The following is an 11,475-nucleotide window of genomic DNA, read 5'->3' as shown; positions in this document are numbered from 1 at the left end:
CCAGGTTCCGACTGTCACCACAAGGTCCCCTGCGAGCTCATCACTCGGTCGTGCCCCGCTCCACGAGCACTCGTATCGGCCAGCGGGAAATGCGGTGGCATTGCCAAGGACGACGGCACCGATGACAGCCCCAGCGACCCAGAATCCCGGTCTCCGGAGCGGAGATCGGGTCGACTGTGAAGAATCCACAAGCAGAGACTAGCGGTCCCTCGACTAGCCGGTCACATTGGCTTGGGGCAGCGTGCATGGGCGTATCGAACGCGCAAGCCATACACCCGCACGCGCTACTTCGGTCTGGTTACCCCTCGCAGTCCCCGCCCCACGACTTGGCGCATCTCACGTTTCCATCACCGATTGTGTCGCGCGAACCGCTCGCCCATTGAATGATGACAGAGTTCAGTCGAAGGCCGGATAACTCAAGGCAATCGTAAGTGAACGCGAATCCGCTACCAGCTTGGCGATAGCGTGCGCCAGGACCGATCGGTCCGACGACCCGGAGTGTGTGCTCCTGAACATCGTTGACGTCTTTCTGGACGACACCAGCCTCGTCGAGAAGGCTCACACTGAACTCCACGTATTGCATGGAATCTTCCGACAGATTGGTGAAGTCTGGGTAGATCCAGTGCTCACACTGCCCAGCGGACGTCTCTTCTGGCCCCTCCCACCATTCCCCCTCGAGCCGAAGCAGATTCCGCTTGCGCTCCGCCTCTTCTGCCCTCGCCAGGAGCACACCCGTCGACGTCTGCGGCGGCTGCCCGCTTGGCTCCGAGACCGCCACGGCATCTGACTCCTCCTCGCACTTAGCCGCCGCGTCGAGGACCGAATCTGCGCCTCGGAGCATGTCCTTCTGGGCATCATCCAGCCGTTCATACTTCGGTACGGCGAAGAGCACATTGGAGCAGTTGGAGCTAGTGACCACCCTGTCTATAGCTTCCTGGACGGCCGAGACGTCCTCCAGTTGAAGCCTCAGTTCGTCGATAGCGTCGCCGAGCACGCTGGCGTTCGTCACCCTCGTCGCCAAGTCAGGATCTAGGGCTTCGTACGCTTCATTCGCAGATGCGATCACGTCTGCGTCTTGGACTGTGACAGCTCCGATGGTCAGGATGGATGCCTCCACCGCTTCGATTGCCTGGGCCTGCTCTCTCTGACTGTGAACAACCCAGACCCCACCTCCGACTGCGAGCAGCAACACGCTCAGGACGATGGCGGCTGGGGTCAACCACCTTGTCTTTGCGCCGCCGGGCAGCGATGTGTCTGCAGCGGGGCTCGGTTGTATAGGCCTTTGGCTGTGAGGCGGCGCATAATCCACGGGTCTAGGCTCACTAGTCGGCTCTCCCACGGACTGGCCAGACGTGCCGGGTGCGGCTTCAGCGTTGTGTTGCTGCTCGGATTTCCAGCGAAGGAACTCTTCCCAGTCTCCATCTTTACGTTCGGACATCGCGCCTCCCTCACCCCGGTGCACGCCAGCTTCAATGTGCAGCACCCGGCCCCGCCCCCGACGGGTAGTAGTAACGACACGGATGCTACTCGCCACCCGCGGGTAACGACCCGAGTCCGTCACGAATCAGTCTGACCCTGCCCACACGCAGGCTCCCCATCGCGGAACTTGGGCCGCGGCGGTCGTGGCTCATGAACTAGGCGACGCCAGCAGCCGTCGCAGTCGGCGATCGGCTGCGGAGACGGTGTCAAGGGCCAAGGAGTTATTGCATCGGATTCTCTGGATAATCCGATGTAATAAAGAGCGCCTACGAGACTTTACGGTGGCCGTTGGCGAGCCCGTTCCGTGTGGCGGCGAGCGCTCCATAGTGACCGTTGACGGCTTCACCGGTGGCAAGGCCCCGCGGACACCTGGCATGTCCGCAGGGCTCCCTCGTAGTTAGGCTTGGCCGCCGTCGGTGATCACCCATTGGTGATTGGTGATCAGTGATTGTCTGGCGGCAGCGCTGGCCGACGAGTACTTGATCGTGCACGCGTCCAAGCTGACCATGCTCTGGACCGGCTGGGCTGCCCATCCGATGAGCGTCGAGTCATAGTTAGTTGTCGACATGCCTGACCCGCACAACAATTCTGACATTCCAAAGAAGGGATCGTCCACCACTCCGGTCACGTTCCATGCACCCAGCGGCTGGTTGAACGACGACGCCACCTGGAACATATAGCCCATGAATTTCACATTGGCGGTGTTCCAGGTGTCGAGCGGTTGGTTGAACGACGACGCAGAGCTGAACATTTTGCTCATATTGAGGACGTTGGAGGTGTTCCAACCGCCGAGTGGTTGGTTGAACGCGTACGCCCCGCTGAACATCTCGAACATCAGTATCACATTCGCGGTGTTCCAGCTGCCGATCGGCTGGTCGAACGCTGAAGCTCCGTTGAACATAGATTGCATGTGGGTGACGTTGGCCGTGTTCCAGCTACCGATGGGCTGATTGAAGGCATGATTCATCTCAAACATCGCCCCCATGTCGGTGACGTTGGCGGTGTTCCAGGTGGTGATGTTCGGGCTGTTGAAACTGGAGCGCTGGAAGGCCGCGCTGAGGCTGGTGACGGCGCTGGGGAGGATGGTGGGCACGCTGGCCAGATTGGTCGCGTTGGTGAACCCATAGCTGAGGTCGTTCAGTCCGACCGACCCGAAGCTGTCGACGGCGACCAGCGAGGTGTAGAAGAACCGTAGGAGGCCCGTCTCATCCTTGTCGAGCCCGTTGGGGTTGTCGTTGGTCATGAAGTGAGGGACGGAACCGCACAGCTTGACCTTGTATGTGCCGTTGGCGGAGTAGGTGTAGGTGACTTCGCCTGGGGAGGTGGGGAAGGTCTGCAACTGGCCGGGGCCACCGCTGGTGTTGCTGGGTGTGCCCGCTCCGCCCCAGTCGATGCTGACGGGGCTGGTTCCTCCCTCGACCATGAATCGGATCGACGTCGTGGCGTCTGGGGCCGTGGTGTCGATGGTGAGGACCATCGGATCCGCACATTCTCCCGGCGGCGGCACGGTTTGGGTGAAGGTGAACGCGCTGGCCAGCGTGGCTGTTCCGTCTAATGTTGTCACGGTCACGTCGACGACTCCAGCCGCATGCGCTGGGGTCAGAACTCGGAGGGATGTGTCGCTATCGACCACCATGTTCGTCCCAGGCGCCGCGCCGAAGGACACGCCGGTGGCGCCCAAGAGGTTGGACCCCGTCACCGTGACTTCTGTGCCGCCCGAAGTTGGCCCCGCCGAGGGAGCCAGCGAGTTCAGGGCTGGGGCCAAGGGGGCTGGGAAGTCGTAGGGACTCGAGCTCGCAGAAGTCTTGGCGTACCTGGGGAGCGTGCCGGTGACTGTGACGGTGTATTGCCCCGGAGCGTCCGGCCCATAGGTCTGAGAGGTCGCCTTCCGGATCTTGATGCCGGACAGGAACCACTGGTAGGTGAATGAGGCCGGGGTCGGAGTCCATGCACCCTCGATCGCCCTCAGAACATCGCCGCTCTGCTCAATCGTGACCTGCCCCGGTTCGAGTGTCGCCTTGCTTGCCGCAGCACGAACTCCGCCGGCCAAGCCGGAGTACGGCTCAGCCGCTTGAGCCGTGGACGCGAACAAGACCGGCAGCAGCCCGATCAGCAGACAAGCGAGAGCGCGCGCGAGCGCCCTAATGGCAACGTGCATGAGAACCCCCAAGGTAGCGACTTCATCGTCATCCAGAACCCTATGCCTTTCGGAGCTGCCTCACCGGCGCTGTGAGATCTTGGGATCACTGGGCAAGGGCAGCCTTATCTTATGGATAAAAGCACAACAGCAACGTGCCCGAATGTCCGTGCGTTGCCATCCGGTACATGCGCGCAATCAGCACCGCAACTTGGTCAACCCGACTCGCATTCGAAACGTGCAGGTGCGCTCGGACCAGTGACCTCACTAACCCCCCGCCTGAAACGGCACCGTCGTCCCTGCTAGCGTGCCCTCAACATCTGCGAAGAGCCCACAGTGGGCCCAGCAGGTGGGCAGCAACGGCACGATCGGGGGATATCCGTTGGCCAGTTCAAGCATGTCCATGAACGCCAAGATCGACGTGCAGGACTTCAGCTTCGATGACCCATTTGTCGACGATCACCTGGAACAGGTGACCGCCGAGATCGAGGAGCTGTCCTTCATGGGGTTCCACGGCGACGCCAGAGTCGATCTCGCGCGCAAGCGGCCCGGGAATATCGATCGCACGAATCCTGCCACCCAGGCGCTGCTAAGTGCGGTGCCAGCCTCGGGTGCCTGGCTGGACATGGTCCCCACCGCCGCAGCTCTCCACCCCTTCTATGAGCCCCTCGCCGAAGACCTGCCGGATGGCACTCCGATTGGATCTCGGTTCCGCCGGTGGACTAGGAATTGCGCCGACGCGCGCGGAATTCGTAGTCGAGCGGCTGCGTTGGCTTCAATTCTTGACGCTCACGCGGATTCTCGGGACTGGCTCAGTCTGGCTTGCGGAGCCGCTCAACCAGTTCTTCAAGCCGCCGCACGGCGCGGTGCGTTGGCACCCAAGGTCACGCTGGTAGACATCGATCCGCGCGCGCTCAGACTGGCAGACGCCTACGCCAATACCCTCGGCATCGCCGACAAGGTACGGCTTCGACGAGGAAACATCCTGCATCCGCGGGGGCTGACTGGCTTGCTGGGACTGCGACTACGCCGCGCCTCGTTCGACGTGGTGGACGCGATCGGGATCCTCGAGTACCTCAAACCACACGACTGGGTCTACACCTACGGACGATTGATCCGGACCTCCTCGGCGATGGCGGGCGCAGTCACGTTCCTGCGGAACGCGTATGACCTGGTCAGGCCTGGCGGAGTGCTGGTGGTCGGCAACATGCTCGACACGCACCCCCAACTGGCATTCACGCTCAACGTCATTCAGTGGCCACACATCCAACCCCGAAGCATCGACGAGATGCTCCATCTCCTCGCCGCCGCAGGCATAGACGGCCCGGTGACCGCGAAACGTCCCACCGACGGCGTCTACTGCGTCTACTCCGTCACCAAACCCGTCGAAGACCACTGACGACCCCTTCCAGCCCAACGGCCAGTCAGATCAGAGCAGCCAACGGCTTCGGCCCTTCGCACCACTCGTTATCACCCTGAGGTACCTGCTACAGAGCTGGCGGCATGAGGGACGAGACCAGGCGATCCAGACTCCGGTCGCAGGCACGGAACTCGTCCATCATGGAGACGCGCTCTCCCTCCAGCCAGACAACCCCGGCGGTGGTATCCACGGCTCGCACCGGTGGACCGGCCTCGCCGTTCTTGATCGGGCAAAGGAACCAGTAGCGCGACTGCGAAAGCCCGAGGGGATGCAGCTCGGGTAGGTGCCGAGTTGCATCCAGCGCCACCTCCGGCATCGACTCGAACAGTCGGTCGCTGACACCCGCGCCGTCGTCGTCCTCGTATGCGCCGTTGGTCATCACCCAGCGGTCTTGGTCCAAGGCCGTCCGCTGAAGGAACGCTGCGATCACACGCGGTCCGATGCTGGAATCCGTGGCGGAGGGGGTTGATGTGGGCGGTGTGAGCTGGAGTTGAGCTTCCAGCCGTTCGACGACGTCATGGCGACGATTCGGCGCGAGCAGGACGTCGAGCCAGTTGAGCCGGCCGTCCAGCGCCGGCTCCAGCAGGGGTTGGACGTGGAAGCTCTCGCCAAGTGTGAGGAACGCGAGACCGCGTCCAGGTGCGTGAGCGTCGTCGCTCTTCTCCCACACTGTGAGAGCCGGTCCGTACTGGTGCGGGAACACCTCGATGAGGCGAATCGAGTCAGGATGTCGGCGCACGAGTTCGGCTCCGACCCACCAGGCAAGTGCCTGGCGCAGGGCGAAGGTCGGCACGAAAGTGCTCTCGCCCACCTCGTGGATGCGGGCGTCATGCCACACCCGCTGTCTCCCCGCGATGTCTGCAGAACCGGCTGACAGCCGGTACCTGCCGTGGCTCACCCGCTCGAGGTCGGTGTACACCACGGTGTGGTGGACTGGCGCATTGGCGCACATCCGCGACACAACGTGCGTCCGGATCGTGCTCTCCATCAATTTGGTGCCGCGCCGCTGGAGCCACTCAATGACGTCTGCCGGGCTGAATGTCCCGTCGGGACTGGAGGCAGCCAACGATTCGGCAGCCTCGAGTATCTCGTCACGTGCTGTCATCCGATAGCCCCACAGGTCATGACCACATCATCACGCAGCTGCGCGCCCGCTGCATGAAACCGACTCAGCCACGTTCGGCCACCTGACCTGAGCGTGGGGTGAGCGTGGATCCGACGGCTGGCGTGTCGGCGGCCGAAGACGTGCGGCGCACCCGAAGGTCGTCGCAGCTCACAGGCAGCGGATCTTCTCTCCTGGTGGCACCCGCGCCAGCCCGACGGGCACGGCCCAGACGACCACCTCCAAGCCGATCAACGCCGTCAACTCGTTGCCGAGTCGGGCCAGATCGCCGCCGGTCATCCGTCGGGAGGGCAGGTCGACCTCTATCTCGGCCGGAACGCCGGCCACGGTCCCGCCGTCGCCTCCAGCCCAGCCGACCACCCGTGCGTTGTGGAAGGCCGTGGCCCGAGAGCAGGTCTGTGACCTCTGCTCGGCGCAGCATGATCCGGTCAAGCGCCGTGGGGCGATCCACGTCCACGGGGCAGTCCATCACATGAACGACTCCGGCGCCCCCGCGTACGGTCCGAGTCATGGAGCGACTCGCGGTCACCACGCCCTGCTGGCGGCCTCGCGACAGGAGAACGTCATTTCCAAGACCTCCTGGTGGCCTGCCTGCGACGCTCAACGTCTCGCTGCCGCGATGAAGGGCGGAGCTAGCACCGCCCTTCAGCGCCGCCCACCCGGTAGCTGCTGGCGGCTCCCGTAGCGACAACCCATTCAGGTCGATCGTCCCGGGTTGCCGTTGGTCAGAACATCACGTTCTTCGTCACGCTGTCTACGCCTGGATTCGCCACCGTGGGGTTCAACATCTTCATGCAGTAGCTCTTCCTTGACGAGTCCCCCGACCAGGAGAACTTCCGGGGAGGTGCGGGGCCGATGTTCCTCTGGGGCAGTCCCCATGAGCCATGTTGAGCAGGAGCACTCCTGTCTTGCGTTCGACAGGAGCAGCATTGCCGTCCCGGGTCGGCCCGGCGGCGCTTGGGTGGTAGCGCGGGTGCCGACTTCAGGGCGCCGCGGGTGAGCGTGGATGCGATCAGCGTCAGAGACGCCTGCGGGCCACACGGCGGGACCGACGGGCCCGTGTTGCAGGCGTGCGATATCCCACAAGCGCCTTCCAATCGTCGACGCCGATCTATATGGTCGAGCCCGGCAACACTCCGCGCAATGTGCGATATTCCTCAAGACGTTCATGCGGGGAGGTCCCTCGACCGATAGGAACCGCGTGGTCTTCAAGAAGAAGCTGTCCACACCATCAAGCAACACCCTGCGAAGCTCGCAGCAACTCGCCAAAGAACTCGGCGCAACAACCCCCGCCATCCTGGAAGCCCTTCAGGAGATCGGCGAGTACGTCGACTCCCCCGCCATGAAGTCCATCGTCGAGCCCGTCGCCAAACGGGTAGCCGAGCACCTGGGCCTTCAACTTCCCGCAGACCCGCCACATCCAAAGGGAAAGTGGGAGATCCTCGACACGCAGCCCAGCGACACTCTGCGTCGCCAACCGCGCCTCGATCGTCGCGGCTCCACGCCGACATCGGGCCAGTTCGGCCCCCCCGACCGGTCCCTCGGGCTGGACAACCCAAGGCTCGACGCCAAGGCCCCCTGGGACGAACAGGAGTGGAAGCTCTACGGTTTCAGCGACATCGAGCGAGACGTGTGGATCGACCACGGGCTCCGAAAGGGCCAAGCCAAGCGAGCAGCCGCCCTTCGCAACGCCGGCTTGACCCCGCCCGACCTGGGGACCAGCTTGTACGGCTGGACAGTTGCGAAACGCCTGCGGGAGGGCGAAACCCCCACCTCGGTGAAAAGGCTGCTGGACACGCAGCACAAGGAGGCCACAGCCGGCTGAAGACCAGAACTAGTTCGAACTAATTCGCCGCCCGCACCTAACCCGTGCCCGGGCAGTCTCCGGCGCCCCCGCCCCAGCCAGTTCGGGCGTTCGATGCACACCGCGAGGTCGTCCAACGTCACCAGCCGGTGCCCTCGCGCACCATCGCGTACTGCGGCATCCCGCGGATGACCCGCCCGCACTGGGCACAGCGCGTCTGAAACACCTCGGGTGCAGAAGTGCGAACTGCTGCCCTGCTACCACCTCCCCATTCAGCCAGAACGCCCGACGGCCTGAAGGGTGCGTCACAGCAGGCCCGTCCTCGCGGTGCAGCCGCCGCCGCGGTAGAACAACTGGGCCCCGTCGTGGAACGTCAACGCTGGCCCATCCTCGCGGTGCAGCCTCCCGCCGCGATACCACTGCTGCGCCCCGTCCGGCGACGACACAGCAGGGTCCTCCCGGTGCAGTTGACCGTCTGCATCCGGGCAGGCTTCGACGGGTTGGTGCCCTGCAACACGAAAAGTTGCCCATCCGCGCCTTCAGCGACGGCGGGATGCCGGTGGCCTGGTTCGACACCTGGGTCGACAGAAGCACCCGCAGACCAACGAACCGCATCTCGGAGATGATCTTCGCCATGAACGACGAGATACGCATCTTCGCCAGGTTCTTCTCCAGCACCTCCACGACCAGCGGATGCTCCCCCGGGCCGCGCCGAGCAGGATCAGCAGCCCCGTCACCTCATCGACGACCACCAGCAGCGGGCGGGAACCGGTCGGCTCCCTTCAGCTCCAGCCAGTTGACCACGCCGAGTTCGCCGAGGAACACGGCGCGGTGCTGCCCTTCTTGTAGGCCAGCACCGTCGAGGCATTGACGGCCCCCATTTTCGTCTCGCACCTACAGAGGCTGCAGGTGGACCTTCTGCTCCACGACAGGGGTGCTGTCGACATCGGCGCTGAAGACGCGAAGGCGCCGGGCCGCTGCGTCGTCGTTGGTGTGGCGGGTGTGGGCTGCTCGGCCGGGCCAGGGTTGGTGCTTCTCCTCGCACGCACGCCGCTGATCCCGGGTCCGGTCGAGGTAGCCGGGCAGGGCGTAGCGGTGCCACTCTTCCAGCGGCATCGGTCCGGTGGCTTCGCCGGCCTGGAACCGCAGGAAGGCGAGAGTGCCGAGTTCCCGGACCAGGGGTGGGTGTTCAGGCCAGCAGCCCGGCGTGTGGTCGGCGCTGTACCAGGCGTGCTGGGAGTTGAGCCAGACGACGAACGCCTCGAGCCAGGTCCAGCAGTCCCAGCGCAGATCCGCGTCGGCGATCGAAGTGATGTCCCAGGTCCTGGGCAGGATCTCACCTGTGGCCATGATCTCCTCGGCGGCCTCTCCCCCGCGGGCGAACGCGGCGAGGTCGATGTAGGCGGCGAGCATCCGTTGCGTGAGGTCGGGAAATGGCAGTAGCTGACTCATAGCGATTCAGGTCTTTCAGTCGGTGAGACCGAGTTGGCGGGCGTAGGAGTGCGCCATGGCGGTCCTCTCCCCCGCACTCATAAGATGGACATCCGTCTCTGTGGCGATGAGGTGGCGGGCCTCCTGCTGCTGGGCCAGGAGGCGTTTGCCGGGTTTGCCGTCGATGGCCCGGTGGAGGGTGGCGATGATCGGCTTTCCGTTCTCGGCCACGACCAGCGCGGTGCGGGTGGGGAGTTCGCGGAGTTGTTCGGGGCGGATGACGGGGGTGTCTTCGCCGTGGGTGGAGATCGAGCCGTGGCCGCCGTGTTGCTGGTTGCGGCGGGTGATGCGCCTGGTGCCGAGGAGGTCGCTGATCTCGCGGTTGAAGCCGGCGTCTTTGGAGCCGCCGAAGATGATCAGAGAGTTGGTGAGGTCCTTGATCGCACGGGCCTGCTGTTCCCCGAAGATGCGTGTCAGTTGGGCCCAGGTTTGGGAGGCCCAGATGAACGAGATCCCCAACGCCCGTTCGTTGGCCATCCTGGTCGCCAAGGTGGGCAGCGGTGCGGTGGAGGGCAGCTCGTCGAGGCAGGCCAGCATCGGCGGACACAACCTGCCGAACCCACTCTCATTCGCCAACAGGAGCGCGGTGTCGAGGACGTGTTCGGCGACGGCGGTCATCAGCGGGGAGGCTGACACGTAGGGGTCTTCGCGGCCGAGCAGGTAGATGGTGCCGTTTCTGCGGATGAGGTCGGCGATGTCGACGGCGGGCCGGCCTTCAGTAGGCACGCAGCGTTCGCGTCGGTCTCGGGTGGCGAAGAGGGCGAGGGCTTGGTCGACGGTGGATTTGGTGTTGCCGGCGGTGCGTTCGTCGGTGTTGCTGACGGCGCCGGCGAGGAGTCCGGACCAGTTCGGTTCGGCCATCGGGTGCGAGCGCAGGATCTCCGAGGGCAGGGTGGCGGTGCGGGGGTTGGCGGACCATCCGAGGACGTCGTTCAACGTGTAGCCGGCCAGTGCGGCGGCGTGGAGGTAGCACTGGATGACTTTCGCGGCTTCGGCCGCGTAGAAGCGGGCGGCCGAGTCGGCACCGTCTCCACCACTGCCGAGGGTGCCGGCGCAGAACGCTTTGGCGCGCTTCTCGGCCACGGTGGCGTCGACGCAGCCGTCGATCGGGTCCCAGATCAACTCCGGTAACCCTGGTGCGGCGCCGAACGGATCCAGCACCGCCACCGGGCCCTTGGCTTGGCGGGCGACGAGGGTCAGCAGCAGGTCGTCGGGTTTGGTGAGGGTGACGAGGGCGGCGCCGGGGGCCTGGAGGAGGGCGGGGGTGAGGATGTCGAGGGTCTTGCCGGAGCCTTGGGGTCCGATGACGCCGGCGGTGCGGTCCCACGGCTGCCACAACGCCACCCCGACAGGCACCTTGCTGGTCCCGATCCGCCACCCCACCGCAGTGGGCTCAAACCGCCTTCTCATCGCCGGTGGCCCTTGCGGTACAGGTCAGGGCGGATCACGGCCCGGTGCGCGCGGAGCCGGCCCAGGCCGAGGAGCTGTTCCGCCTGCCCCGTGGTCGCCATGCCCTTGAAGCGGCGGCCGGCCGTGACCCGCAACGCAAGGACGATGGCGGCGGTGAGGCCGGCGATGAACAGTGCCGCGGCGATCGCCCACGCCACCCAGACGGCGGCAGTGCCGTGGGTGGCGAGGCCGGCGTGGAGGTCGCCGGTGAGGATGCCCCAGCTGCTGGTGACCAGTGCGGTGGAGGGGGGCCAGTGCCAGCCCGCGCCAGCAGCGGCGAGGGTGAGGCTGCGGCCCGCCTGGACGGCGACCACCCCGAGGAGGGCGACGGTGGTGAGGGCGCCGACGGCGGGTTCCCATGTCCAGGCGTAGCCGTCGTCGTGCTGCGAATCTGTCATACCCCTGAAGAACCCGGACGAGACCGGTCCACAGCGTGAGCACAACAGACAGGAAGGATTGTTCGTGGGCTGGAGTGCACGGAAGCCTCCGGCGATGGGGGGTCGCTGGAGGCTTCCGCTGGATGGTGTCGATGGACGTCGACACCGCTTTGGGTGTGGCTCCGGACACTACCC

Annotated in this window: 10 protein-coding genes; 2 read left to right on the top strand and 8 right to left on the bottom strand. The window is 64.9% G+C overall.

Features of this window, described 5'->3' with window-relative positions; translation table 11 throughout:
• Nucleotides 1-298 precede the first annotated feature (298 nt).
• Both ACX1D1_RS15980 and ACX1D1_RS15975 read right to left on the bottom strand, forming a co-directional pair.
• Nucleotides 299-1,192 (bottom strand): hypothetical protein, encoded by an 894-nt coding sequence (locus ACX1D1_RS15980; protein ID WP_459056664.1) that lies wholly within the window; start codon nt 1,190-1,192, stop codon nt 299-301.
• Nucleotides 1,193-1,876: 684 nt separating this feature from the next.
• Nucleotides 1,877-3,637, bottom strand: a complete 1,761-nt coding sequence (locus ACX1D1_RS15975) for a BspA family leucine-rich repeat surface protein (RefSeq protein ID WP_459056663.1) — start codon at nt 3,635-3,637, stop codon at nt 1,877-1,879.
• A 382-nt stretch (nt 3,638-4,019) separates the two neighbouring features.
• Here ACX1D1_RS15975 and ACX1D1_RS15970 point away from each other — a divergent pair, with 382 nt between their 5' ends.
• Nucleotides 4,020-5,015: an SAM-dependent methyltransferase gene (locus tag ACX1D1_RS15970; protein WP_459056662.1), complete on the top strand. Its 996-nt coding sequence runs from the start codon at nt 4,020-4,022 to the stop codon at nt 5,013-5,015.
• 88 nt (nt 5,016-5,103) lie between these two features.
• Here ACX1D1_RS15970 and ACX1D1_RS15965 read toward each other — a convergent pair whose 3' ends face one another.
• Nucleotides 5,104-6,141 carry a TY-Chap2 family putative peptide chaperone gene (locus ACX1D1_RS15965; protein WP_459056661.1) on the bottom strand — a complete coding sequence of 346 codons (1,038 nt, stop codon included), beginning with the start codon at nt 6,139-6,141 and terminating at the stop codon, nt 5,104-5,106.
• 168 nt (nt 6,142-6,309) lie between these two features.
• Nucleotides 6,310-6,486 (bottom strand): hypothetical protein, encoded by a 177-nt coding sequence (locus ACX1D1_RS15960; protein ID WP_459056660.1) that lies wholly within the window; start codon nt 6,484-6,486, stop codon nt 6,310-6,312.
• A gap of 874 nt (nt 6,487-7,360) precedes the next feature.
• Between ACX1D1_RS15960 and ACX1D1_RS15955 the strand changes: the two genes are divergently transcribed.
• On the top strand, nt 7,361-7,984 hold the full coding sequence (locus ACX1D1_RS15955) for a hypothetical protein (RefSeq protein ID WP_459056659.1): 624 nt from the start codon (nt 7,361-7,363) through the stop codon (nt 7,982-7,984).
• Nucleotides 7,985-8,268: 284 nt separating this feature from the next.
• Here ACX1D1_RS15955 and ACX1D1_RS15950 read toward each other — a convergent pair whose 3' ends face one another.
• The 4 genes from ACX1D1_RS15950 to ACX1D1_RS15935 form a co-directional block, all read right to left on the bottom strand.
• Nucleotides 8,269-8,409 (bottom strand): hypothetical protein, encoded by a 141-nt coding sequence (locus tag ACX1D1_RS15950; RefSeq protein WP_459056658.1) that lies wholly within the window; start codon nt 8,407-8,409, stop codon nt 8,269-8,271.
• A gap of 448 nt (nt 8,410-8,857) precedes the next feature.
• On the bottom strand, nt 8,858-9,415 hold the full coding sequence (locus tag ACX1D1_RS15945) for a hypothetical protein (protein WP_459056657.1): 558 nt from the start codon (nt 9,413-9,415) through the stop codon (nt 8,858-8,860).
• Nucleotides 9,416-9,430: 15 nt separating this feature from the next.
• Complete coding sequence (locus ACX1D1_RS15940; RefSeq protein WP_459056656.1) at nt 9,431-10,864, bottom strand: type IV secretory system conjugative DNA transfer family protein; 1,434 nt, start codon at nt 10,862-10,864, stop codon at nt 9,431-9,433.
• Complete coding sequence (locus ACX1D1_RS15935) at nt 10,861-11,301, bottom strand: hypothetical protein (protein WP_459056655.1); 441 nt, start codon at nt 11,299-11,301, stop codon at nt 10,861-10,863. Before ACX1D1_RS15935 ends, ACX1D1_RS15940 begins: the two co-directional genes overlap by 4 nt.
• Nucleotides 11,302-11,475 lie beyond the last annotated feature (174 nt).

Source organism: Tessaracoccus luoxuelianae (assembly GCF_054483915.1).
The sequence above is the reverse complement of the archived record's forward strand: the minus strand, read 5'-3'. Positions and strand labels throughout refer to the sequence as shown.